Raw genomic sequence first — 25,304 nt, forward strand, 5'->3', positions numbered from 1 at the left:
TTGCATTTTTCTTACAGTTTTTCATAAATCACTAGTTACAATGAAGTCGATTATAACGCATTTTATAAAATTCCCGGTTGCCGTAAATGTCATTATCCTTGCGGTAGTGGTGCTTGGCACCTTTGGAATGTTATCGCTTAAATCTAGTTTCTTTCCATTACAAGATTCTAAATTTATAGACATAACCATAAGTTACCCAGGTGCTTCTCCAGAAGAGATGGAAGAAGGCGTGGTTTTAAAAATTGAAGATAATTTACGAGGTATTGTTGGGATTGATCGCTTTACTTCGGCCTCTTCAGAAAACACTGCAAGCATCAATGTGGAAGCCATAAAAGGCTACGATATTGATATTTTATTGGCTGACGTAAAAAATGCGGTAGATAAGGTTCCCTCATTTCCCGCAGAAATGGAGCCACCTGTTGTGGCCAAAAACGAAAACTTAAATGTGGCCATTGAACTTGAGCTAAGCGGAAAGGATATTCCATTAAAAACACTAAAAACCATTGGTCGGGAAATTGAAAATGACCTACGTGGCATCGATGGGATTTCTCAGTTAACCATTACTGGTTTTCCTGATGAAGAAATTACAGTCTCGGTAAATGAAGAGGTTTTACGTTCCTACAATTTAACTTTTAGCGATGTGGCCAATGCGGTGGCCAATAACAATATACTGGTTACTGGTGGCGCCATTAAAACAGAGGCAGAGGATTACCTTATACGTGTAAATAACCGTTCTTACTACGGGAAAGAGCTTAACAATATTATTTTAAAAACCGAAGAAAACGGAGCCATCGTTACATTAGAAGATGTAGCTGTTACCGAAGATGCCTGGTCTGAAACGCCAGATCGAAGTTACTACAACAATCAACCTTCTATCTCTTTTCAAATTAGTACCACTAACAATGAAGATTTGGTGGAAGCAGCAGAAAAAGCGGCCCTTTATGCGGAAGGTTTTAACGAAACACACAACAATCTTCAGTTGAATGTTACCAACGACAGGTCCCAAATAATTGTCGAGCGTACTAAACTTTTATTGGTAAACGGTGCTCAGGGAATTGCCTTGGTACTGTTTTTCCTTTCATTGTTTTTACGCCCAAGATTGGCTGCATGGGTGGCTTTTGGTATTCCCATATCCTTTATGGGGATGTTTATGGTTGCCTCTTATTTTGACATTACCATTAATGTGCTTTCCTTATTTGGGATGATTATCGTGATTGGTATCCTGGTGGATGACGGGATAGTCATTGCCGAAAACATTTTCCATCATTATGAAAAGGGAAAGACCCGTGTTCAAGCGGCTATTGACGGAACCATGGAAGTTTTGCCAGCCATTACCTCAGCCATTATGACTACCTTGGTAGCCTTTTCGACTTTCTTTTACCTGGACGGAAGGCTAGGAGAGTTTTTTGGAGAAGTATCCATTGTGGTTATTTTGACCCTGTCTTTTTCACTCTTTGAAGCACTGGTTATTCTTCCTGCTCACATTGCCCACTCCAAAGCACTCTCCAAGGATCAAAAAATGTATTGGTTCAATGAAAGAGCCACTACTTTCTTAGATTATTTACGTGACAAATTATATAGTCCGGTTTTGCATTTCTTTATGGAATCCAAAGTTCTGGGATTTTCAATTCTCATTGCCCTGTTTGTAATTACTACAGGAGCCATGGAAGGTGGAATTATTCGAACCACCTTCTTTCCGATTATTGCTTCAGACCAGGTTAATGTTACACTAAAAATGCCGCAGGGAATTAACCCTTTGGTGACAGATTCCATTATTTCTGAAATTGAATTAGCGGCCATTGAGGTGAACAAGGAATACACGTCAAAGCAAACAGGTGGCAAAGATGTTTTTCAAAGCATTATCAAAAGAACCGGGCCTGGAACTGCCAATGCTTCTTTAAAAATTAACTTGCTTCCGGGTGAAGAACGGGACTTTACTGCTTCGGAAATCGCAGGATCTATCGCACAAGCAGCAGGCGAATATCCTTCTGCAGAGAGTTTGACTTTTGATGCGGGAGCAAGTTTTGGTGGTAAACCTGTTTCAGTTTCTTTGTTAAGTTATAATATTGAGGAACTAAAGGCCGCCAAATTAGAGCTCAAAGAAAAGTTAAAAGAAAATACGCTATTGCGTGATATCAGCGACAATGACCCTGCGGGAATTAACGAGATAAATGTTGAGTTAAAAGACAAAGCATATTTGTTGGGCTTTACTCTAAGTGATGTAATTGGCCAGGTACGTGCAGGATTTAATGGTTTGCAGGTGCAACGTTTTCAGCGTGGACAAGACGAGATCATTGTTTGGGTGCGATACGATAGAGAAGGTCGTTCATCAATTTTAAATCTGGACAATATGCACATTGTAAGTGCATCTGGAAATCGTGTTCCGCTAAGCGAAATTGCAACTTATTATATTGAGCGAGGAGAAATCACCATCAATCACCTGGATGGAAAGCGCGAAATAAAAGTAGAAGCAGATTTAAAAGATCCAAAAGAAAGCTCCTCAGATATTATTGCCGATGTGCGTGAAAACATCATGCCTGAAATCATTTCTAAATACCCAACAGTATCGGCATTGTATGAAGGTCAAAATCGCGAAGCAGGAAAAGTTACTGCCTCTGCCGGCAAGGTTTTTCCAATTATCATCTTCTTAATTTTGATCATTATTGGCTTTACTTTCCGTTCGTATATGCAGCCGGTATTATTGCTCGTAATGATTCCGTTTAGTTTAATTGGCGTAGCATGGGGCCATTGGTTGCATGATTTTCCGATCAATATGCTTTCCTTACTCGGCATCATCGCACTTATTGGTATTGTGGTAAACGATGGATTGGTGCTTATCAGTAAATTCAATAGTTATTTGCAAGAAGGTTTTACTTTTGACGCTGCCCTTATTGAAGCGGGTAAATCCAGATTTCGCGCCATCTTTTTAACTTCAATTACAACCATTGCTGGCTTGTCCCCACTTATTCTGGAAAAAAGTAGACAAGCCCAGTTCTTAATTCCTATGGCCATTGCCATTGCCTACGGAATTGCCATTGCCACCGTACTTACCCTGATCATGTTGCCCATGCTTTTGTCTGTTGGTAACGCATTGAAGGTGTATACAATTTGGCTATGGGAAGGTGAAAAACCTTCGAAAGAATCTGTAGAACCTGCAATAGAAGAGCTACACGAAAACGATGAATCAACTCATAATGCATAAAATAATGAGCATACAAAAAGAAATGAGCATAAAAAGGCTACCTAGGTTGCTACTGTTTACCCTTATGGCCGTAGTGATTTTTGCTACATCAAGCACTTTGGTAAGCAGTCAAGAAATGCTTTCGCGCGAAGACGCTATGGGTTTAACCCTAGAGCACAATTACGATATTAAAGTGGCCGAAAAATCTTTAGAAGTAGCCGATAACAATCAAAGTATTTTAAACAGCGGTTTTTTACCTACAGTGGTGGCCAATGGAAATGCAGGCATTTCGGGGTACCAAGGGCAAAACCAAACTGTCAATGGGGACATAAATTACGATCCTACCGATGCCTATAATTACAGTGCTTCTGTTGGTGTAGATTATGTGTTGTTTAACGGCTATGGTAGAATGTACAATTACAAACAGCTTAAAGAATTGTACAATATTTCTGAACTTCAAGCCCGGCAAATTATTGAAAATACGGTTTTAGAATTGTCTAATTCCTACTTTTTAATGGCGCAATTAACAGAGAGCGTTAGCATTCTAAAGAACGCATTGAGTATATCAACCACTAGGATGCTTCGAGCCAAATATAGTTTTGAGTATGGGCAAACTACCCAGATAGATTTGTTAAATGCACAAGTGGATGTAAACAACGACAGTATCAATTTGCTTAACACCATTCAGGATTTAGAAAACTCCCGCCGCAATTTAAACCTAATTATGGGTAGAGAAATTGAAACAGAATTTGCAGTAGACACCACTGTTAATTTTGCTATGCCAGGAAATAGGGAAGATTTGGTTGACCAGGCATATCACCGCAATGTATTGATTCAGCAAACCAACAGCCAATTGCGCAACAGTGAGTTTGCATTGAAAGCAAGTCAAGCGGGATGGTTTCCGGCATTGTCCCTAAATGCAGGCTACAATTATTCAGGCAATAAAAACCCTGCAGGCGCCTTTGTTACGGGTAGTTATAATTTGGGTCCTCAGGCAGGACTTTCTTTGTCCTGGAATATTTTCGATGGCGGAACCACCCGAGTAAAGAGTCAAAATGCACGTTTAGAAATAAAACGGCAGCAGATTCTAAAAGACCAAACCGAATTCTCTGTAAAGCGCGATGTGCTAAATGCCTATGGGTCGTATCAAAATTCCTTGTTTGTTTATTATGCCGAAAAAGCCAATTTAGAAACTGCTACAAAGAACTTTGAACGCAGCGATGATTTGTACAAACAAGGGCAAATTAATTCCATAGAATTTAGACAAGCACAGTTAAACTTGCTAAACGCTCAAAACAACCAAAGCATTGCCAAATACAACGCTAAATATGAAGAGTTAAAGTTGAAGCAACTGGCTGGTATTCTTTTAGAAGATTAAAAGCATATACTAGTTGAAGAAGACCCAATAGCTGTGATGCACAGTTAGGAGGCTTATTGGATTCATTTTTCTTACCACGGGTCTATTGCCCGTGGTTTTTGCTTTGAAGCCTGCCCTGATTTTTTTAGCCCTCAGGGCCTGCCCTGATTTGCATATTCCTCAGGGCCTGCCCTGACTCTTATACCCTCAGGGCCTGCCCTGATTTACCCTCCACTCAGGGCAGGACCTAAATTGTGTGTTACTCCCTGAATAGTGAGGTCAAAGATGAACAGGAAGAAACAGGTTGAGAATGGCTTATTTCGCCTTTAATAAGTGAGGAAAAGGTTATTGTTTAGTAAAATAATAATTATTTTAGATGAAATAATGAAAAGCGTTTCCTGACTCGGGCCTTAATTAATTTCATCATGTAACAGATTATCTGTTGCATGTTTCGTATTAAACCCAAAAAATAACATAACCATGGCTACAATAAGTACTTACCTGAATTTTAATGGGAATTGTGAAGAAGCATTTAATTTCTATAAAACTGTATTCGGAGGAGAATTCACATTTATAGGGCGCTTTAATGAGATGCCAGAAAGTGATGATTATAGTATTCCAGACACAGACAAAAATAAAATCATGCATGTATCACTTCCTATCGGTACCTCCATTTTAATGGGAAGTGATGTAGGTGGCGATTGGGCAAGCTCATTTCAGCAAGGGAATAACTTTTCGGTACAAATAGTAGCAAACAGTAGAGCTGAAGCGGATACAATTTTTAAAGCATTGGCTGAAGGAGGAGAGGTTACAACCCCTTTACATGATTCATTTTGGGGAGATTACTTTGGGATGCTGAAAGATAAATTTGGTATTGCCTGGATGATGCGCTTTAGTGAGCAGCAAAAAGGAAATACAACAAATGATTAGGTACTATTTGGCTCCTCCCTTAGGAGTCAAAGAACTGATGAAGATTTTCCATAAGGTAAATGCTTATTCATGATTAGAAATATTTTTACCATAGTTTTGGTCGCTATAGTTTGTATCCAGTCATTTGGGCAAACTTTTGACGGCCCCTTATTTGTTCATCCTGAAAATGGCCGCTATTTCACGGACAATTCAGGGAAGGCCATCTACTTAACGGGTTCCCATACCTGGGCCAATTTTCAGGAGATTGGATTGCCTGGCGACGCTCCTTTTGATTGGGAGGGATATCTCGATCTGCTGGAGGACAATCACCATAATTTTATAAGATTATGGATATGGGAACAGTCCCAAAATGCCTCTTGGACACAAGACCCTATTCAATTTTCTCCCTTACCTTATCAGACGGTACAGAAAAATGGGAAAGAAAGCTATGACCTTACCAAATGGAATGAGGCTTTTTTTGATCGCCTCCATAAAAGGGTGACAGATGCAGGGGAGAGAGGTATTTACGTATCTGTAATGTTGTTTCAAGGTTGGAGCCTCAATAAGACAGATACTCCCAATGCAGATCCCTGGCCATACAATCCTTTTAATCCCAAAAATAATGTCAATGGTGTTGGCAAGCAGGTGGTTAATAATGATATCGACGATGCCGAAAAAGGTACTTTGCATTCTATGAATAATGGAGATGTGCTCTCTCATCAAGAAGCTTTTGTTAAAAAAGTATTGGAGACACTGAATGATTCTGACAATCTGATTTATGAGATTTTGAATGAAGGCGGTACGAAAGACTGGCAATACCATATGATTGATTACATAAAGAAAGCGGAAGCCAAAATGCCTAAACAACATCCGGTAGGAATGTCACATTCGGTTACTGTGGAACCAAAAATGGTCAACCAAGACCTTTGGGAAAGCGAAGCCGACTGGGTTTCACCAACACCTGAACCTTTGGCATGGATGTACAAGGGGAGCAAATTTCTTGAAAATTATCAATACGACCCACCTGTTAATAAGGGGGAAAAGGTAGTCATTCTAGATACGGATCATCTTTGGGGAATTGGTGGCACCTATGCCTGGGCCTGGAAGGCATTTATTCGTGGGCACAACCCGATCTTTATGGATTCTTGGGTGGAGCTGGCGGGGGACTTGGATAAAGATAAAATGTCTGGAATGTTCCTGACAGGTGGCATTTTAAAGGCTGCTAAAGATTACCCTGATTGGGAGCCATTGCGCAAAAACATGGGGTATATACGGCAATTGGCTTATCGGCTGGACCTGGTTAATATGGTGCCTCATAATGGACTTAGTTCTACAAGCTATTGTTTGGCCAATCCTGGAGATGCTTATGTGGTCTATTTCCCTGAGGGGGAATCGGGTACACTGAACTTGATAAATGCAGCAGGAGAGTATGCAATAGAATGGTTTATTCCCATTTTTAATAAAACCATTAAGGGAAATACACTGATTAAAGGGGATAGTTTTCAAACGTTCTCCCCTCCGTTTTCTGGGGATGCGGTTTTATACCTGAAAAAACAATAAGAATAGATTATGCAGTATGAAGCAAAAACACCAAGTGAATACTTAAAAGAATTGGAAAATGATTGGCGAAAAGTCAAGGTCCAAGAGGTTCGAAAATTGATTAAAAATAACGGACCTTCTCTTCAAGAAGGCATTGAATACAAAATGCTGTCCTATGGCAACGGAGTAAAAAACATTTTTCATCTGAATGCTCAAAGTGCTTATGTTAGTCTATACGTAGGAAATATTGACAAAGTAGAAAATGCACAAGACCTGCTAAGCGCATTTGATAAAGGAAAGGGATGTATTAGAATAAGAAAGTCAATCGACCTTTCCAAAACCGGACTGGAAGCATTTATCAAAAAGACAATTGATCTATGGGAGAAAGGTGGAAACACGGATTGCTAAAAGTACCTGTTTTATCAGCCAACCCTTAAAAGTAGATAAAATGGAGAGCTGCTTGAAGCCGAAATATGCAATGGAACATCTATTGGTGTTAGGGTATTTTAACTTTTGTGTTCTATTGGTGATTATTTAAAAGCAAGTGTTGTAAGGTTGTTTGCTATTTTTTTATGTTAAAATCCAAGCTTTTCACTGTATGCTGTTTTAATAGTAATGCATTGCAAAATTTAATTTTTTAGATTAGGAGAGTAAAACGATCCAAACCACAAATTTTATCCATAAAGTATTGCTTCTCTGAGCCTCAATATATCAATATGTTGCCACCAAAAATTAAAAGAAATATTGTTTAAATCACCCCATTTGGCTTGTTATGGTGGATTTTTGGTATAAGCTATGTGCTTATTGAGAGAGGCTTTCTTGATGAGTTAAGCGACTATCCAGCTAACAGGTAACCCTTAGTTTTTGGAGGGTTTACAGTTCTTGTTCTTGGCGGGATAAAGCAGGTTTTCAATTTGAGAAGGTAGCTATTGGTGATATTGGAGAATTAAAAAAGGACAATATATTTACCGGAGATGTATTGAATACAACTGCTCGAATTCAAGGGCTTTGCAACTCGTTCAATGTGGATTTATTAGTGTCCGGTGAAGTTGTCAAACAGCTGTGTCCCACCATAGATTTCCAATTGAAATCATTAGGAATAATAGAGTTGAGAGAAAAAAACAGATTCAAGTGTTTATTTTTCAATAAAATTGAGTTAATTAACTAAAAATACATGATGATATCTTTATTTATTCCCTTATTACTTGGTCTTTTTAACTTTTATATACTGCAAGATATTGTTGTTGAGCATGTATACCTAGATCGAATTAATGCTTCGGTAATTGCAGAAAAAGTCGATGTCTTTGATCTGGAAAAGGATTATATTAATATTCAAGACATGGTAATTACTCAGAATTTCTTCTTTATTTGTCCAGGTGAGAAGGATTCTAAAGGATTTGCAACCTCTGTGTCTAAACTTGATAAATCAGGAAAATATATTGATGAGATATATCGGTCAAAGCAGGGGCGTATAATCAATAGTATAGCCTATTATCCTGAAAAAGAAAGGTTGTTAATCTCTCATGGCAATAAAATTATTGCTTTTGACCTAATAAGTAATAAGATTATAAATGAAGTAAGTATTGAAAAGCACATTGGCAAAAGCAAAATATTTAAAAATAAACTCTATGTGTCGAGTATAGCTTATAATGAAAATGTCCAAACTTATTATTTAGAATCTTATGATCCATTAAGTTTAGAACTGATTCAAATTGAAAAGAAAATGGATTATGAAGTTGGAATGATAAAAATTGGAAGATTATCATCTTTGTCAATTAATAACAATGAACTTTTTGTCTCTATGGGAAAGGAAAATAATATTTTTTCTTCAAATGATGGATTTAAAAATGCTGCAATTCGGTTTAAGAATATTTACAAAGGTAAACCGTCTCTAGGCCAAATTATATTTTCATCAAATCAAGGTAGGATTGGTAAATTTGCGACAACAAAATTTAGCTTTTCAAATAAATATTATGTTTATTATTATGATATAAAATCCAATAAACAATACTTAAGTAAAAGTGGAGGTAATGCTGGGATATATGATGACCTAAACGACTCGGGATTTTATTCGCCACATTTTACAAACTCCGATCAATATTTATATGCATACAAAAAAGCTCAATCCAATGAAGGGAAAATATCGGTTGTCCTATTTAAAATTAAGTCTTAGTTTATTGATTTTTTGTATTCTAAGTTGTTCTTTTCCAGTAAAAAAGGAGCTTGATTCGTATAATATACCCAAAAAAGGAGAATCTGAATTTAAGCTTTCTGAAATCACTAAATCCCTTGAATACATTGCACTTGAAACAAGTGAAGACTCTTTTTTGAGTTTAATTCAAGAGATAAAAATTTTCAAGGATAGAATAATTGTAATAGATTTTTCAGGTAAAATTCTGGTTTTTGATACCAATGGTAAATTTTTAAATCAAATAGGGAAGCAAGGAGATGGACCAGGTGAATTTCTCCGTATTTCATCATTTGTTATTGATGAGGAATCAGAAATAGTCTATATAGCCTCAGGTAGAAGATTAATGTCTTACACATTGGAAAATGAATTTATTTCGGAGAAAAGTATGCCATTTTTTATCGATTATTTGGCTATGATTGACAATGATTTGCACCTTGTGGCTGGTGAGGGGGGCGTTAGACTTGAGGATAAATTTGTAACTCAAAGTTCACTGTTTAGGACTAATACTGAATTTGATGTAGCTGATTCAATTCCACTTCTCCATATTGAAATGGACAATCAATCGGGAGGGATCTATCCCTTTAAGAATTATATTTCAAAAGTTGATGAAGAGCATTTTATTTTCTCACCTGTACTCGCCAATGAAAAATTTATTAGAGATACATTGTATAGAATAGGTGATAAGGCTTTAGAGCCATCAGTGAAACTAAATTTCGCTGCTCCCTTGACCAATCAGGAGGGAAATAAAACAATTGTGATTTTAAATGTGATGTATTCAAAGACCTATTTAATTTGTGAATACGTCAGAGAGGGGAGCAGAATGTATTATATTGGTGATAAGAGTAAAGCATTTTCTTTAAATTTGGACGAGGGATTCCTAATTGAGGAAGATGAAATTGTGAAATTAAGACCTCTTGATCTTTCAAATGATCAATTTTATTTTATTAAAACGCATAACTTTTCTGATGTTTCCGGTGAAGAATTGAATCCAGTAATTGGAATTGTGACCTTATAAGGGGGATCTATTATATGTTTTATATATTTCAAAACCGGTCACCTTTTTTCTTTTTTTTTAAATTCCCCGCAGCGGTGCTAATGGCTGTTATATTGATAATCTGCCCATGAATTTTTGATTTTCTCCTGGGCCTTTTCAAATTAAATTTTAAAACAGCTAATCAGTAAGCATACATAGGGATTTGACTGGAGGAAGCCATAGAAATGCCAGAAAAACGAGACTGCCAAAATCTTTCCTACTTATTGCCTTCAAAAGGATCCGCTGTGACAAATGCGTTGGTTAAAGACGATTTTTAAATTGTACGCAGGTTTTTAGATGCATTCCAGCTAGTCTTAAGCACTTTTTTCACCATACACTCTTGGCTACAATAATTTCGCCCCAATGGGGTTTTTGAGATTTAAAAAAATTGAAGTCAACATCAATATAGAAATAATAATGGTAAGCTATAGCGCGTTTGTCAGAATTTTAAAACATAGCAAAAGTAAAGTAGGCAGCTAACTTGGCTCGACCTTTTGTCTAATATATTTCTCAAATCCATGGGTTGAGACCCTATACTATTGATTATAACGTTGTTTTGCAAGGGGTTAGATGGAATTATGAATTAGGGTTTCCTGCCTTTACTTAGCCTGTCCTGATTTTTCTTCAGGGGAAGGATTCCCTCACTTGTTAGAAGGTCTATTTCATATTTTGGATTTATCCTGCTAGTTTCTAGTGTGGTGTGATAACGGACAGGGTGATTGATTAAGCAATGGACTTCCTATTAAATAATTCGTTTGAAAGTTTGTTTACTAATATAAATACTCTACATTTGTAGAGTAAGAAATATAAATGTAGATCAGTATATATAAATATAGAGCAATGCAATTGTCGAAAAAAGAAGAGCAACTAATGGAGTTTATCTGGAAGCAAGGCAAAGTTTTCATGAAAGACATTATTGAATCTTACCCTGAACCAAAACCTGCTACTACAACAATTTCCACCTTGTTAAAAAGGTTGCAAGACAAAAAATTTGTTGCCTACAAGGTATTTGGAAATTCCCGGCAATATTATCCTTTGGTAAAGAAGGTGGATTACTTTTCAAAGCATGTGAAGGGGATGATTAAAAATTACTTTGACAATTCACCGTTGCAGTTTGCCTCGTTTTTTACGACAGCCACAAATCTTACAACCGCTGAATTGGAAGACCTTAAAAAAATTGTAGATCAAGAGATTAAAAGGAAGGAAAAATGACAGTTTACCTCATTAAAATAATTGTTTGTTCTGCATTGTTTGCGGCTTTCTACAAAGTGATTTTAGAGAAAGAAAGAATGCACCGATTCAATAGGTTTTACCTACTTGGCAGTTTGATATTTTCATTGTTTGTCCCCTCCCTTACTTTTACCCAGGAGCTGCAAACGCTACCAATAATGGAGAATGTAATCACCGAAACGGTGTTTTTTTCCGGGGCAGGGAATGCACCACAAATAGTGGTATCCAATGAGAACAATAACCTACTACTTATTCTCTTGACCATCTATGTGACCATTACAACTATTCTGTTTTTCAGGTTTTCAATCAACCTTAAAACAATATTAAATAAAGCACGAGCAAATGCTACAATTCCATTTAAGAACGTCAAGCTCATTCTTTTAGAGCAGAGCATAAGGCCACATAGTTTTTTAGGCTATATATTCCTCAATGCAGAGGATTACAGGAGAGGGAATATTGAACAAGAAATCCTATTTCATGAATTGGTTCATGTAGAACAAAAACATTCATGGGATATCTTATTCATAGAAATCGTCCAAATCCTATTTTGGTTTAACCCATTTATTTTTCTTTACCGGAAAGCCATAATGCTGAACCATGAGTTCTTAGCTGATGAGGCAGTAATCAAGGAATATACAGATGTAAAAGCCTATCAAATTTTGCTGCTTGAAAAAGTAAGTAAGCAAGCAGGATCATTAATTACGAGTCAGTTTAACCATTCTATAACCAAAAAACGATTGCTTATGATGACCAAAACCAAATCATTTCGAAATAGTTTCTACAAGCAAATGGCCGTTGTTCCCCTTTTGGGTATTGCCATATTACTTTTCAGTACAATAACAATTGCGCAAGATAAAACCGAGGCTGTTCAGCCCAAACAAATTGTCGTTCCATCTACGACCGACGGGGCGACCCCTGCCCAACTTGCTGAGTACAGTGAGATTGTGAACAAGGCAAAAAATGACAAAGGACATCCTGTGGAATACAAAATTTCTAAGAGCGATAGAGAAAGGTTGCAATCCTTGTTTTTATTAATGAGTAAGGAGCAACAGGCACAACAAATCATTGTGTTTAGGACCTTGCCTCCACCGATGCAAAAAACGACACCTACTGAACAGCAAATTGAGTCCTGGAAGGATGCTAAAATGTATGGGGTTTGGGTAGACGGGAAGCGAATTAGTAATGAAGATTTGAATAGTTATACCAATACTGATTTTAGGCAACTATATGTAAGCAAACTTGCAAAAAATGCTAAAAATTATGGCAAACATTTTTACCAAGTAGATCTAATGACGAATGAGTATTATGCTGCCTATTATAAAAAAGCAATACTAGACCGATATAAATACTATATGAATTTTCGTGTAAATAACTAGGTGTTACTTTCAATCTAAAAAAAAATTGTACTAGAAAGGTCCTAGAATTTCATAGCCAAGAATTATATCGGTTATAGTAGAAATGAAGTCAGGTATTTTGATAAACACAAAAAGGAGATAACCATCTCCTTTTTGTATTTATCAGTTTTTGTTGTGCTCAGATTTCAAAGGTTAGAGAAAAGAATATTATTTTTTCTACCGAATGCCTGTATTTTTAATCAAAGGAAAAGCCAAGAACCAAGTTTAGGAGACAAGACTTCTGTCTCAATTTAATGAGACGTGCGCTTGTAGTTTACTTTTTATTGCTAATTTTAATGGTGTTAATTTGAACAACCTTTGTGAAGCGGAGCTTCTGTTTTAGATTTGAAATGGATTTAGATTTTTGCTTGGGAATATTGAGATCATTTTAACCTTTTAAACCGAAACAATTGGCATGGAATAATATGTCAAAGGAAATGCAATAACCTGCTTAGCTTTCAAAACCTCGCTTCAGCGTTCAAGAGAAAGTTTTATTATTAAACCATGATGGATTATATGGATACCGAAACGGATGACAATCTTTTTTTACGAGGTGGAGGGGAAATGGGTCAGCTCATTAGGGCCAGAGACTGGGGGAATACCCCACTAGGTGATCCACATAGTTGGCCTCAACCTTTGAAAACCATGGTGAGTGTTCTGCTTGAGAATCCCTTTGGTATGTACATTTCTTGGGGAAAAGAATATATTCAAATCTACAACGATGGCTATCGTCCGATATTAGGTGCTACCAAGCATCCACAAGCATTGGGAATTAGTACAGCGGAAACATTTTCTGAAATTTGGCACATCATCGGGCCTATGTTTGATGAGGTAATGGAGGGAGACGCGGTTCGGTTTTCGGATTTAATGTTGCCTTTGGACAGAAATGGATATCTAGAAAATTGTTATTTCGATTTTTCATATAGTCCAATAAGATTAGCGACTGGGGAAGTAGGAGGAGTCCTGGTTACAGTAGTAGAAACCACTTCAAAAAAAATAGCTGAAAACGACCTTATAGAAAATAAAAATGATTTGGAATTCGTAATCGAGGCGGCTCAGTTAGGAACCTATGACTATAATCCATTGACCAACACATTCTCTGGTAATGCCAGATTAAAAGAGTGGTTTGGTTATCCTCCCGAAGAAAAGATTACTTTTAATCAAGCCATGGCTGCAATTGCGGAAACGGATAGGGAACGTGTATCCCAAGCCATTAATAAGGTCCTGAAATATTCTTCTGGTGGCATTTACGATATCGAATATACAATTGTAAATGCTGTGACCAAAGAAGAAACCATTGTCCATGCCAAAGGTAAAGCCAGGTTTAATGAAGAAAAATTTGCTTACAGATTAAACGGTACTTTGGAAGACGTTACCGATCGGGTATTGGCAAGAAAAAAGATAGAAGAAAACGAAAGAAATCTCCGGCTGATGATTCTTCAGGCACCTGTTGCCATATCAATATTTAGGGGTGCCAATTACACAGTAGAAATTGCGAATCAATATGCCTTGGAACTTTGGGGTAGAAAAGAGGAAGAAGTGCTTAACATTCCGCTATTTGAGGCTATGCCTGAAATTGCTTCTCAGGGTATAAAAGAATTACTAGATGGAGTGTATAGTACGGGCAATCGTTTTGCTACACCCGAAAGAGCTGTGCAACTTTTAAGAAATGGTGTGTTGGAGACTGTTTATATCCATTTTTCTTACGAGGCATTGTATGATACAGTTGGGGGTATTAACGGTATCATGGCTATAGGCTATGACGTTACTCCTCAGGTAGAAGCAAGAAAAACCGTAGAAGAAAGCGAAAAGCGTTACCATAATCTCATCCACTCTTCCCCATCTTCAATTGCTATTTTATCGGGAAAAGATTTGGTGATTACCATTGCCAATGATATTATCATAGAATATTGGGGTAAAGGGAAAGACGTTTTAGGGAAACCCTATTTTGAACTTTTGCCAGAAATGGCAGAACAAGGATACGTGGAGGTATTTGAAAAAGTATTTAAAACAGGAATTCCTTTTACAGCCATTGAAAGGCCTGTACGAATCCTGCAACAGGGTAATATGACCCTGAAATATTACAATTTCACTGTGTATCCTCAGCGTGATTTGGATGGGAATATAGATGGTCTTGGCATCATTGCTACAGAGGTGACCTCACAAGCCATTTTGAACAATAAAATAAAAGAAAGTGAACAAAGCATTCGGGCTTTGGTAGAAAGTGCTCCTTTTCCAATAGGTGTTTTTGTAGGGGAGGAAATGCGGATATCTCTTGCCAATCAATCCATTATGGATGCATGGGGAAAAGGCAATGATGTGGTGGGGAAATTGTATTCGGATATATTACCAGAATTTGGAAACCAGCATATTTTTGATCAAATACGGAATGTACTGCATACTGGGATTCCTTTTCATGCCAAAAATCAAAAGGTAGACATCGTAAAAAACGGAGAATTAAAACCGTATTACTATAATTACAGTTTAACACCGCTTTTTGATGCTACAGGAAAAGTGGACGCAGTAATGAATACGGCAGCTGAAGTGACAGAATTGCATGAAGCAAAACAGAAAGTAGAAGAAGCACTTTCAGAAATTAAGCTGTTTAAGTTTATGGCAGACACTGCTGCTGATCCCTTTATTCTAATGGAGGAAGATGGAAGCTTTACTTATCTCAACAATTCGGCATTACAGAAATGGGGTTATTCAGCGCAAGAAATGAGCTTGTTAAAAGTACCTGATGTTGATACTATTTTTGATGATAAAAAATACAGAGAAGCATTTAAGCGTGCGCAAAGGGAAACAATCCCTCCTTTTGAAACCATGCATAGAAACAAACAAGGACATGTTTATCCTGTAGAAATTAATATGGGAGGTGTTCAAGTCGATAAAAAAACCTTGTTATTTGCCATAGCCCGTGACATTACAGAGCGAAAGAAAGCCGAACAGGATGTCAATGAAGCCTTTCAAAAAGTAGAGGAAAGTGAAAAAAGATTTCGGGAATCAGTAAAACAGGCACCACTTGGTATTGTTATTTTTCGCGGCCCAGAAAATGTGATTGAAATAGCAAACGAAAATTATTTACAGATAATTGATAAAACGGAAAATCAATTTGTGGGTAAACCACTTTTTGAAACACTGCCTGAAGTTAAAAAAACCATAGCACCCATCATTGCCGATATTTATAAAACTGGAAATGCCTTTTATGGTTACGAATTTCCGGTGACCATAAACCGTCATGGCAAAACTGAATCCGGTTATTACAATTTTGTTTACCATCCTTTAAAGGAAAAAAATGTTATAACGGGTATAATGGTAGTAGTTACCGAAGTAACGGCTACTGTTAAAGCAAAACATATTATAGAGGAGAATGAGGACAAGCTCAAACTTATCATTGAGGCCAGTGAGCTCGGTATTTGGGATCTAGACCTTAAGACACAGGTTATGGTTGGGTCTGAACGTTGCTATAATATTTTAGGCTTTCCAAATACCAAGAATTTAACCCAAGAAGAAGTTATCGCACATGTACATCCCGATGATGTTAAACTTAGAAAGGAGGCCTTTGAAAGAGCCTACGAAGTTGGGGTATTACATTATCAAATTAGGATAGTTTGGGAAGACCAATCCTTGCATTGGAAAGATGTAAAAGGCAAGGTTTATTATGACGAAAACAATAAGCCTGAACGAATGCTTGGAACCGTGCGGGACATTACAGAAGAAAGGACATTTCATCAGCAGTTATTAGAGCGGGAGGAAAAATTCCGCTTATTGGCAGATTCCATGCCGCAATTTATATGGACATCAGATCCCGATGGATACATTAATTATTTCAATCAATCTGTTTTTGATTATTCAGGATTGACACCAGAACAATTGTATAACGATCAATGGATAAATATCGTGCATCCTGATGACAGGGAAGAAAACCTTAAGCAGTGGGGTAAAGCAGTCAGTTCGGGGAAAGACTTTCTGATGGAACATCGTTTTCGTAAATACGATGGTGACTATCGCTGGCAGCTGAGTAGAGCCATTCCTCAAAAGGATGCAGATGGAACCATAAAAATGTGGGTGGGTACAAGTACAGATATTCAAGAGCAAAAGATGTTTACAACTGAACTGGAAAACATGGTTCAAATGCGAACAAATGAGTTGCAACAAAAGAATATGGCACTAGAAAAAATAAATAAAGAGTTGCAATCATTCGTTTATATATCAAGCCATGATTTGCAGGAACCCTTACGTAAAATTCAGATTTTTGCTTCCCGTATTATTGAAACAGAATATGCTTCCCTGTCAGAAAGTGGTAAAAAATATTTCACGAGAATGCATAAGTCAGCCTTCCGAATGCAGAGTTTAATTCAAGATCTTATTGCTTATTCCAGAACCAACGACCAAGAAATAAATTACGAAGTTATAGACTTGCTCGAAATCATTGAAGATACAAAAGAAACTTTGACCGAAGAATTGGAACAAAGCGATGTTATCTTTGAACTAAATAATCTTGGTAAGATCAAAGTGGTTCTCGTTCAGTTCAGACAGGTAGTCCTTAACTTGATAAGTAATTCCATTAAATTTGCCAAAGAGAACCAACCTGTCCTTATACAAATTAATTGTGAAACGGTAAAAGGAAAGAAAACAGGAATCGAATCACTAAATGTTGATCAAAATTATAGCCATATCCAGTTCATCGACAATGGAATTGGTTTTGACCAACAATACAGCAAAAAAATATTTGAAGTTTTTCAACGGCTTCACAGTAAGGATACTTACACGGGAACAGGTATTGGATTGGCCATTGTAAAGAGAATAATAGAAAACCACGAAGGGGTAATATTGGCAACTGGCGAATTAAATAAAGGAGCTACTTTTGATATTTATATTCCTGAACCATAATTCTATTAAAGAAACCCTTTTTCGCTTTAAGAAAAGGGTTTCTTTAATGGATCAGGCCATAGCCCGAAAACCAGCCAAAAAACCTTTGAAATGGTGTTAGGAAGTGTTTTTATTGCATTGAGCAATCTATTAAACTTATCTAAGGCCAATTAAAATTGAAAAGATCAACCAGCATTTTTAGAAATGTCGTAAGAATGCCGTAAGGTAACCGCTATCAAAATATATTTTCTTCAATAACTTTAAAGAAAATTAACGATAAAAAAATGGTTGTGATTGGTGAAATAATTTGTGAATCAAGAAAGGCTAAAGGGTTAACTCAGGAGGAATTAGCAGAAATGTCTAAAGTGAATTTAAGAACAATTCAGCGAATTGAAAACAAAGAAAGTGACCCTCGGGGTAAAACTTTAAGTTTAATTTGTGAAGCCCTTGAGTTAAACATAGAAGAGGTACTGAATAGTGAGAAACAGCACAATGAAAATAGGATAAAATCAGACTTGGTTCATGGATACAAATTAGCTCCGAAAAGAATCAGACTTCTTGCCAATCTAACAGAATTTATCCTCTTTTTTGTAATTTTTATCGGACCTATTGTGCTATTTAAAATCTTTACCAAAGATGTGGACTCTATTAATGGGACATTTGTAAAAGTTGAACATTATGCTCTTTTTTCACTTTTTATTGGAGGGGTATTGTATCCGGTTTTTTCAGGGAATTTAGGTCATAAGATATTCAATTTGAAAGTCATATGCGCTGAATCTGGAGCGGATTATAAGAAAGCTTCTGAGGGAGCCATTCGTGAGTTTTTAAAATACGGTTCAAGCATTCTTTTAATTCCAATAATATGGTTGCTTTGGGACAATAAAAACCAAAACCTATATGATAAGTTGACCAAAACATTTGTTGTTGAAAGAGATTAAAAAATAATTTTTTAATCAATTTTGATCAAAAATTGGGGGCATAAATGCCTAATATTAATTGCTAAGAACTAATATTAGGCCTAGGGGGATTTTATAATACCTGATCTTATTTAGCCAATTTCGTGATTGTTTCCAATTCTTAGCATCTATTTATTAGGTTACCGAAAAGGGTTGCCCCATTGCTAATTGGATTAATTCACAAATGAATCCGGCCAGGTACAGGGATATACTTTTCTTCCGTTTACTTCACGGATCCAGGAATCGAATTTTCTTTCTCCTTCCGTCAAAACGATGATTCTTGCGCCTTCAACGGGCGCTTTTCTGTAGGTTTTTGTTTTGGTAACCCTTCCATAGGCCAAGGCCACATTGTGATGTACGCCTATATAATCGTTGTTGTGATCGTGACCGACAAAGGTTCCCATGATGTCTTTAGATTCTAACATGGCAGCAAACATGCCGGTATTGATTTCCGGTCCGCACTCATCTTCTTTTCTTTTACCTATGGCTTTCACTTCTTTATTGCTCCATGCCTGGTAATATTCCGGCAATGGAATGTGGAAAAAAGCAATGGCAGGTAAAGGTTCGTCATTGTTTGCCTTGGTGTATTGCTGACTCTTTTCTTTGTACCAATTGACTTGAGAATGATCAAACCAGCCCCATCCGTCTACTTCAGGTTTTAAAGTGCTATAAGCATTGGAGTCCATGATGTAAATAAGTGCTTCGGCTTTATTTTCTTTACTCTTGACGGGAAATACAAAATTTGAGTTTCCATAAGTTTCTCCCTTGTCGTTATTCAAACAGTAACTTAATCCCTGGAGGAAGTCAGAGACCTCTTTTCTAGAGAGATCGGCTTGGGAATCATGATTTCCAAGGGTTACTATCCATGGCATTTTGGCCTCCTCAAATACTTTTTCAATGGCTTGATAGGTCTTTTGGGGGTTGCCGTCGGTAGCTACATCTCCTGTCAAAACGACCAAATCAGGCTTTTCTATTTCAAGTATTTTTTTAATTGTCGTAAATACCTCCATATTCTTACCTGCTTCTACGTTGACATGGGTGTCGGTAAACTGGACAACTTTAAATTCCTTGTCATTGTTAAAGTGCAAATTGGCCAGTTGTTGAGATTGTGCCATTGTTGCTGAGAGGAGGGTAACCAAAAAGATAAAAAGCGATTTCATAAGCAATTGTAAGGAGGATTAAAAGGTGTTAAAATTAGTAAATAATGATTCTTTAAAAGGGGGTGTTTAAATAATTTAACCCGGATTATGTAATAGAATTCGTGATAGCCTGTCCCGTCTTTACGGGAAGTGTTGCAATCGCAAGAAAATCAGGCTGTTTGGAGATTTCAGCATAGCACCGCTATGGTGAAATTGAAAACAGCAACGAAGTGGCTGATTTTAAAGCGATTTCAGCACGTAATAGAATGTCTATTGCATATTTCGGGTTTAATAGACTTTCAATAAGCAATTGTTTTAAATATAGGGAATGTCCCAGCTTTCGGATGTCTAAATTAGCCTAATCTCAATGTCTTGTTTTATTACTTTATAGCTTAGGAGATGTCCTATTCAATTTTGCTTTTTATGACAAAAGGTTGAAAATTTATTGGGATTCGGTAAACATCCGTTCGCCTCAATTGCATAACAGAATCCTCATCGGAAGGCGTGGAGAGCTCTTATGCGTTGAGAAAATGCTGAGCCTGAGCAGTAGAGGTCTGCCACATTATTGAAAGCATTAAAAGCAGACTATAAAAGGTTTTGCATAGTAGCTTTAAAGTCAGGTGGGGTCGTTTTGTGCAATTTAATTTCGGTACAGTTGTTAAATTGCTTGAAAGCTTCAAGTTCTTTACAAAAAGCAAGCGTAAAACCATCTTTGTCTTGCAGCCTTTCCTCCAATGCCAAATGATGGATATGTAAAATGGATGTTTTACTATCCGCCTTGCAATCCATTCGCGCTACCAACTTGGCGTCCCACAATATGGGCAAGGAGAAGTAACCATATTTGCGTTTCTTTTCGGGCGTATAGCATTCAATTTGATAGTCAAAATCAAACAAAGTTAGCATGCGCTTGCGTTGAATAAGGAGATTGTCAAAAGGGGAGAGGATTTTTAGTTGCTTTCGGTTCAGGGGCTTGTTCAATAAAGATAAGGAGTCCGGAAGCGCATAATAGCCATTCCCATTTACCTTTAAGGCGATCAATTCACCACTTGCATGCATCTCTTTCAATGCTGCGGTGACAAGTGCTTTAGTGTTTTTAAGTAAATAGGAGATCTCTGCTGCCTGTCCTATGCCATTTGCCCGTAGGTAACTTTTAATCAAAAACCGAAGGTATTCCTCTTGAGAAGGGACACTGTCCTCAATACCTTTTGGTAACACACGCTCGGTTAGGTCATATACCTTGTGGAAGTTTTTCCGCGAAGCAATCATCAATTCACCTTGCATGTACAAATTCTCCAGGGCTTGTTTGGCAGGTTTACTTCCCCAATCTTTTACTTTTTCCTTGTGAACAAAGTCTTTTGCCATTAATGGCCCCTCTTTTTCAATTCGATTCAATACCGATTTCATAAGGCCAAAGTCTTTCGTAAACCAATGTTTTTGTTCACCCTTTAAAATGGCATTTTTGCGGAAAAGGCTATATTTATAGTCTCTCATTGGCAAGTAGGCTGCTGCATGCGACCAATATTCAAAGACTTTTTTCTTTGCTACCAATTCATCAAGGTGCACGTTTTGGTACCGCGGATTTCTGCTCCATAAGGTGTGATGGTGTGCACGTTGAACAGTAGAGATGGTATCGATTTGAATATAGCCAAGATTTTCTATGCTTGATAGGGTGTGGTCTATAGCGTTTCCTTTTAGTTTTGAAGGTAAAAAATCCTGTGATAATAGCACTAGTTTTTGCGCTTCTTGAATAGATAGTGTCTCCTTCATTTTAAAATAGTTCTATTGAAAGCTTTGTTCTTTTACCCTTTGGCCGCTAGAACCTTTTCTGGCTCAATCCCTCCCGACAGGGTTTGCATTGAATAAGCGCCTTTTCTGCGTTATGTTGCGGATTCGGAGCTTCTTTAAGCATAGGGGTGCCCTGAGTAGCGCAGTAAATTTAGGCCTTAAAATAACAAAGAAGATAGATTGCCGCCAGGCAGTTTGAACTTTTCTTCCTATTTAGTCAGCCTCAAAACCTTATCCTTCAATCCATACGGGACTTGACCAGGCCAAATGTTCCTCATCCATGGTTATTCTCACGTAGTACCATGTGGGGTTAGTCGGTTGCTTCTCCTCGATTTCCCATATTGCCTGCATTTGATTGGGTTCAGTATACTGCACAACCTTTCCTTCCTTGATAAGATCGATTCGAAGGATGGACAAATTACTTGCGGCCTCTATTTTGATGCTCAGTTTTTTGCCTGCGGTGAATATGGAACCCATAGGTTGGTCGTTGATGGAGAATTTAAGCCAAGTCCGATTGTTTGTGGTGCCAAATACTTTTCTATTCCATAAGGCCTCAAATATAGATTCACGCGATAAATTTTCAGCCCAGACTCCCATTAGCCCCGGCCCCAATATCTCTTTATAACTTTCAGGTTTCTCCTGAAGGTGATGAATTGAATCTCCAGGACGCCCATCATGATCATCCCCGGTACCTATAAAGCCAAGCTTAAAACCTTTTTTTAATCCATCTACGGCATGACTTCCGATGACTTCGTCCTTTTTTATCCTGCTTTCAAAGGTATTTCCAGGTCCTTTTGGCATCTCATTTACTCCTCCTATGGAATAGATCTCTATTAGTCTTTCAACTTCCGCATCATGACCATTGTCCCAGTGAGTCGTATGGCCCTCACTGGCCGTGTGATTGGCGATTAGGAGTGCTTTATGTTCTCTTGCAACAGCATAAAGTTTTTGCAGGGTGTTTTGATTTGGATCTGTACACCGAATAACTGGCCCTTCATTTCCAGGATAGATGAAGTTTCGATGTCCAAACTCCGGGCTGGTCCATTCGCCACCATTGAAAGTGACATACCTTCCCGGCTCATTAAATGTATTGCATACCTCCCTGAAATAATTCCATTGGGCATTGGTCAAAGCTTCTGTATGATCTGTAAGAGAGAATATATCAAGAAAAGACTCATCCCTTGCAAAAGCGTGAATTTCTTCTGGCAGACGGATGCCATCTCCAAAAATACTGTGACAGTGGAGGTTTCCCCAGAACAATCGTTGAGTGGGTTTTTCCTTTGTTACACATATAGCATTGCTGGTACCAATTTTTCCGGTAATTGGGTCTTTTACCTTGATGTACCTTATGCCTGGCTTGGTAAAACGAAAACCTTCAAGACGCCTGATTGGACGGTGATCTCCAGCATAAGGGCCATTGCCTTCTTGAAACGAGTAAGTGGAAAGGCCTTCATAACCATCGTCTCCATGTATTTCTACCTCATTTTTCCAAGAGGGGAGGACGTTGTCCATAAATCGGATTCCTCTGGCTGAATGATTGAAAGGGGCGTTGACAGTGACTCCTCTTCTTTGCCAGATAGGAACCCAGTCAGCGAAGAAAGGTTCTCCCATTAATTTAACCCCCAGCCAAAATGGTTCGTTTACTTCTACTACCGAAGGTGCAGTAACTCGAATTTCAAGCAGTGATGTCTCTTTTTTTTGGTCTTTGTTTTTAAGGGTGGAGGTGCTTTTGATAGGAGTGGCACCTGTTAAAGTAGCAGCACTGGTTACGAGGGAGAGGTTTTCTAAAAATTTTCGTCTTTTCATTTCGTCATCAGGAAGTAGTTATGCTTTTGTAAACATATGGTGTTTTTATATAAATACAAACCTGAAATTATGGGAAGTAAAATTTGGGTCATTCTCCTAATTTATCAGCCCTAGAAGGGAGAAATATAACAGCCACTAGTGAATGAACATTAAATGATATTGGCGGTATTGTTGCTTTTTCTGCAGCATTGCTGACAAAATCTCTCAAGTTAGCTTCATTGCTTTAGCTTATAGGTGGAGGATATGCTAATACTCAATACCCAAATCATTGGTTCGTACTTCAGCTAATTTACCCTGTAGGAGCCCCTGCATTTCTGAGACCACCTCTTCGTATTTTGGATACAAAGCCAGGTTATTGTATTGTCCCTTATCATAATTCATGTCATACAATTCCATGCCTCCTTCAGCCTGCTCTCCATATTGAATATAGGCCCAGTCGGATGAGCGAATTAGATAGCCCATTCTACCATTCCGCTGAGAAACGGAAAAAGCAAAGTCTCTAACTTTTAACTTGGGATTATCGATCAGCGGGGCCAGACTTTTGCCTTGGATAGCTTCTGGAGCTTGTAAGCCTGCTAATTCCGAAATGGTTGGATAGAGGTCAATTAGTTCTGCAAAAGAATGACACACTGCTGGGGCTTGTCCAGGTACTTTGATGATCAAAGGAACCCTGGCGGATTCTTCCATCAATCCCACTTTCATCCAAAACCGATGTTCTCCCAAAAAGTAGCCGTGGTCAGAAGTAAAGATGACAATTGTGTTCTTCTCAAGTCCTTCTTCTTTTAAGGTTTGCAATACTTTGCCGACTTGGTCATCTAAAAAGGAAGTAGAAGCATAGTAGGCAGCAACAGCCTTTTTCTCCTGTTCGACTGTCATTTGCCCATTGACACTGTTCACATAATTAATCCCTTGCTCAGGAATGTCTTCCCAGTCGTTTTCAACTTTGGGAGGCATCACGATTTGTTCATGTGGATAGTTTTCAAATGAAGATTTAGGCGCTACAAAAGGGACATGGGGGCGAAAAAAGCCCGCTGCAATAAAAAATGGCTTGTTCTTATGCTCACGCAGTAATTCCGATACTTTTTTGGCTGTCTCTGCATCTGTCTGTATTTCATTTTCGTCTGTCTTGACAATATGGATCTGATTGCCTCCATTCCAATTGGTATCCTTTGATAAAGTAAGTAAACCATAAGGATTGTTTTGAACCAATTCGTGGTCTCCTTTGGCGTGGACCTCAGGGGCTGGGCTGTTAAATCTTTCTGTCCACGAAGCTTGATCATCCTGGCCATTTCTCCCTTTCAGGATATCTACAGAGCCCATATGAAAAATCTTTCCAACCCTGGCCGTATAGTAGCCATTGTCTTTGAACAATTGAGCCCATGACTGTCGGTCTGGACCTACATTCTCTTTTCCGCTTACGTAGCCATAGGTCGTAGTTGCATTTGGGTAATAGCCAAACATCATGGATGCCCTGGATGGACCACAGACTGGATACTGGCAGTAGGCTTTTGTAAATCGCGTCCCTTCCGAAGCCAAACGATCGATGTTTGGGGTATGGCTAGCGCTATTTTCGTAACTGGATATTGCGGTAGCTGTAAGATCGTCTGAGATCATAAACAAAACATTCAGTTCTTTTTTGTCTTGCGCCTGAATGAGTAGAGGGAAAAAGGTAAAAAGTGTAAGGAAGAGGGATATTCCTGCATTTTTACCCCTGCTAAAACCAAGGATTTTAGAGAAGCCATTGCATATAAAGTGTGCCATCAGTGTTGGTATTTGTTTTTGGAATTGAAGGATGGTTTTAATCTATAATATAACCATTAACAGAGAAAACTAAGGTACACAGCATGGCTTTAATGAACTATGAAAACATTGAAATTTTCTCTTGTAGGGATAATCTTCCCAGTGTATTCAT

General features: G+C 37.9%; 15 protein-coding genes. 11 read left to right on the forward strand and 4 right to left on the reverse strand.

What is annotated here, in order from left to right; translation table 11 throughout:
- Positions 1 to 40: 40 nt before the first annotated feature.
- From AC0L7T_RS05990 to AC0L7T_RS06040, 11 genes are all read left to right on the forward strand, one after another.
- Positions 41 to 3,202: an efflux RND transporter permease subunit gene (locus tag AC0L7T_RS05990; protein ID WP_473341581.1), complete on the forward strand. Its 3,162-nt coding sequence runs from the start codon at positions 41 to 43 to the stop codon at positions 3,200 to 3,202.
- A gap of 4 nt (positions 3,203 to 3,206) precedes the next feature.
- On the forward strand, positions 3,207 to 4,559 hold the full coding sequence (locus AC0L7T_RS05995; protein ID WP_473341582.1) for a TolC family protein: 1,353 nt from the start codon (positions 3,207 to 3,209) through the stop codon (positions 4,557 to 4,559).
- Positions 4,560 to 5,018: 459 nt separating this feature from the next.
- Positions 5,019 to 5,468: a VOC family protein gene (locus AC0L7T_RS06000; protein WP_473341583.1), complete on the forward strand. Its 450-nt coding sequence runs from the start codon at positions 5,019 to 5,021 to the stop codon at positions 5,466 to 5,468.
- A 69-nt stretch (positions 5,469 to 5,537) separates the two neighbouring features.
- Positions 5,538 to 7,007 carry an apiosidase-like domain-containing protein gene (locus AC0L7T_RS06005; protein ID WP_473341584.1) on the forward strand — a complete coding sequence of 490 codons (1,470 nt, stop codon included), beginning with the start codon at positions 5,538 to 5,540 and terminating at the stop codon, positions 7,005 to 7,007.
- A 9-nt stretch (positions 7,008 to 7,016) separates the two neighbouring features.
- Positions 7,017 to 7,394 carry an iron chaperone gene (locus AC0L7T_RS06010; protein WP_473341585.1) on the forward strand — a complete coding sequence of 126 codons (378 nt, stop codon included), beginning with the start codon at positions 7,017 to 7,019 and terminating at the stop codon, positions 7,392 to 7,394.
- Between the two features lie 766 nt (positions 7,395 to 8,160).
- Entirely contained in the window at positions 8,161 to 9,159 is a 999-nt protein-coding gene (locus AC0L7T_RS06015; protein ID WP_473341586.1) for a hypothetical protein, read from the forward strand.
- The gene (locus AC0L7T_RS06020) at positions 9,116 to 10,192 is read left to right on the forward strand and encodes a 6-bladed beta-propeller (protein ID WP_473341587.1); all 1,077 of its coding nucleotides are present in this window, start codon (positions 9,116 to 9,118) and stop codon (positions 10,190 to 10,192) included. The genes AC0L7T_RS06015 and AC0L7T_RS06020 overlap by 44 nt, the downstream gene beginning before the upstream one ends.
- 858 nt (positions 10,193 to 11,050) lie before the next feature.
- Entirely contained in the window at positions 11,051 to 11,422 is a 372-nt protein-coding gene (locus AC0L7T_RS06025) for a BlaI/MecI/CopY family transcriptional regulator (protein ID WP_473341588.1), read from the forward strand.
- The gene (locus tag AC0L7T_RS06030) at positions 11,419 to 12,816 is read left to right on the forward strand and encodes a M56 family metallopeptidase (protein ID WP_473341589.1); all 1,398 of its coding nucleotides are present in this window, start codon (positions 11,419 to 11,421) and stop codon (positions 12,814 to 12,816) included. The genes AC0L7T_RS06025 and AC0L7T_RS06030 overlap by 4 nt, the downstream gene beginning before the upstream one ends.
- Positions 12,817 to 13,338: 522 nt before the next feature.
- Positions 13,339 to 17,727 (forward strand): PAS domain S-box protein, encoded by a 4,389-nt coding sequence (locus AC0L7T_RS06035; protein ID WP_473341590.1) that lies wholly within the window; start codon positions 13,339 to 13,341, stop codon positions 17,725 to 17,727.
- A gap of 263 nt (positions 17,728 to 17,990) precedes the next feature.
- A complete protein-coding gene (locus AC0L7T_RS06040; RefSeq protein ID WP_473341591.1) occupies positions 17,991 to 18,644 on the forward strand; it encodes a helix-turn-helix domain-containing protein in 654 nt (217 codons plus the stop codon).
- 191 nt (positions 18,645 to 18,835) lie between these two features.
- On the opposite strand, the gene AC0L7T_RS06045 is transcribed toward AC0L7T_RS06040, so the two are convergent.
- From AC0L7T_RS06045 to AC0L7T_RS06060, 4 genes are all read right to left on the reverse strand, one after another.
- A complete protein-coding gene (locus tag AC0L7T_RS06045; protein ID WP_473341592.1) occupies positions 18,836 to 19,822 on the reverse strand; it encodes a metallophosphoesterase family protein in 987 nt (328 codons plus the stop codon).
- A gap of 564 nt (positions 19,823 to 20,386) precedes the next feature.
- Positions 20,387 to 21,568: a winged helix-turn-helix domain-containing protein gene (locus AC0L7T_RS06050; protein ID WP_473341593.1), complete on the reverse strand. Its 1,182-nt coding sequence runs from the start codon at positions 21,566 to 21,568 to the stop codon at positions 20,387 to 20,389.
- Positions 21,569 to 21,817: 249 nt separating this feature from the next.
- Positions 21,818 to 23,392, reverse strand: a complete 1,575-nt coding sequence (locus AC0L7T_RS06055; protein WP_473341594.1) for a CehA/McbA family metallohydrolase — start codon at positions 23,390 to 23,392, stop codon at positions 21,818 to 21,820.
- Positions 23,393 to 23,638: 246 nt separating this feature from the next.
- Positions 23,639 to 25,153: a sulfatase gene (locus AC0L7T_RS06060; protein WP_473341595.1), complete on the reverse strand. Its 1,515-nt coding sequence runs from the start codon at positions 25,151 to 25,153 to the stop codon at positions 23,639 to 23,641.
- Between the last annotated feature and the right edge of the window lie 151 nt (positions 25,154 to 25,304).

Source organism: Cyclobacterium sp. 10D3-21 (assembly GCF_055809755.1).

What these genes read in the sequence shown, in the direction of transcription:
- AC0L7T_RS06045 (WP_473341592.1), bottom strand. Translation starts at nt 19,822, where the DNA reads ATGAAATCGCTTTTTATCTTTTTGGTTACCCTCCTCTCAGCAACAATG.
- AC0L7T_RS06005 (WP_473341584.1), top strand. Translation starts at nt 5,538, where the DNA reads ATGATTAGAAATATTTTTACCATAGTTTTGGTCGCTATAGTTTGTATC.
- AC0L7T_RS06055 (WP_473341594.1), bottom strand. Translation starts at nt 23,392, where the DNA reads ATGAAAAGACGAAAATTTTTAGAAAACCTCTCCCTCGTAACCAGTGCT.
- AC0L7T_RS06035 (WP_473341590.1), top strand. Translation starts at nt 13,339, where the DNA reads ATGATGGATTATATGGATACCGAAACGGATGACAATCTTTTTTTACGA.
- AC0L7T_RS06050 (WP_473341593.1), bottom strand. Translation starts at nt 21,568, where the DNA reads ATGAAGGAGACACTATCTATTCAAGAAGCGCAAAAACTAGTGCTATTA.
- AC0L7T_RS05990 (WP_473341581.1), top strand. Translation starts at nt 41, where the DNA reads ATGAAGTCGATTATAACGCATTTTATAAAATTCCCGGTTGCCGTAAAT.
- AC0L7T_RS06015 (WP_473341586.1), top strand. Translation starts at nt 8,161, where the DNA reads ATGATGATATCTTTATTTATTCCCTTATTACTTGGTCTTTTTAACTTT.
- AC0L7T_RS06010 (WP_473341585.1), top strand. Translation starts at nt 7,017, where the DNA reads ATGCAGTATGAAGCAAAAACACCAAGTGAATACTTAAAAGAATTGGAA.
- AC0L7T_RS06020 (WP_473341587.1), top strand. Translation starts at nt 9,116, where the DNA reads ATGAAGGGAAAATATCGGTTGTCCTATTTAAAATTAAGTCTTAGTTTA.
- AC0L7T_RS06000 (WP_473341583.1), top strand. Translation starts at nt 5,019, where the DNA reads ATGGCTACAATAAGTACTTACCTGAATTTTAATGGGAATTGTGAAGAA.
- AC0L7T_RS05995 (WP_473341582.1), top strand. Translation starts at nt 3,207, where the DNA reads ATGAGCATACAAAAAGAAATGAGCATAAAAAGGCTACCTAGGTTGCTA.
- AC0L7T_RS06025 (WP_473341588.1), top strand. Translation starts at nt 11,051, where the DNA reads ATGCAATTGTCGAAAAAAGAAGAGCAACTAATGGAGTTTATCTGGAAG.
- AC0L7T_RS06060 (WP_473341595.1), bottom strand. Translation starts at nt 25,153, where the DNA reads ATGGCACACTTTATATGCAATGGCTTCTCTAAAATCCTTGGTTTTAGC.
- AC0L7T_RS06030 (WP_473341589.1), top strand. Translation starts at nt 11,419, where the DNA reads ATGACAGTTTACCTCATTAAAATAATTGTTTGTTCTGCATTGTTTGCG.
- AC0L7T_RS06040 (WP_473341591.1), top strand. Translation starts at nt 17,991, where the DNA reads ATGGTTGTGATTGGTGAAATAATTTGTGAATCAAGAAAGGCTAAAGGG.